Annotated in this window: 1 protein-coding gene; it reads right to left on the bottom strand. The window is 71.4% G+C overall.

Features of this window, described 5'->3' with window-relative positions; genetic code table 11:
- Positions 1-559, bottom strand: a 559-nt coding sequence (locus KZA10_RS17155; protein ID WP_218683504.1) for an SDR family oxidoreductase, incomplete at its 3' end; no start/stop codon positions are given.
- Positions 560-581 lie beyond the last annotated feature (22 nt).

Genomic DNA, 581 nt, shown 5'->3' with positions numbered 1-581 from the left:
GCCCGAGACGCCCGAGCGGTGTCATCTCCGCCAGCCCGCGGCGCGTCTCGTCGTCCATCCAGCCAGTGTCGATGGGCCCGGGGTTGAGCACGTTCGCCGAGATGCCGCGCGGGCCGAGCTCGCGGGCCGCAGAGATCACGAGCCGGTCGAGAGCACCCTTGGAGGCCCCGTAGGGGAGGTTGCCGGTCACGTGGTCGCTGGTGAGCGCCACGATCGCGCCTCCACCGTCGCCCACCTGCCGCGCGAAGGCCGCGATCAGCAGCAGACTCGCCCTCGCGTTCACGGCGACGTGCCGGTCGAAGCTCTCGGCCGTCGTGTCGAGGATGCCGGATTCCACATCGTGCGCATGGCTCAGGATGAGTGCCGAGACCGGGCCGTGGGCTGCGTTCACCTCAGCCATCAGGGTCTCCGGCCCCTCGGGCGTGGCGAGGTCGGCGATGTGATCGGCGTCGCGCAGGTCGCTGGTGACGACCGTCCAACCGGCGGCGCGCAGCCGAGGAACGATACCGGCGGCGATGCTGTCGGCACGCGCGGCGCCGGTGATCAGAGCGAGGGGCATCCGCACACCGTATCGGACTCCC

Source organism: Microbacterium sp. BF1 (assembly GCF_019279095.1).
In the GTDB taxonomy this organism is placed as follows: domain Bacteria; phylum Actinomycetota; class Actinomycetes; order Actinomycetales; family Microbacteriaceae; genus Microbacterium; species Microbacterium maritypicum.
This window is presented reverse-complemented; position numbering and strand designations above follow the sequence as displayed.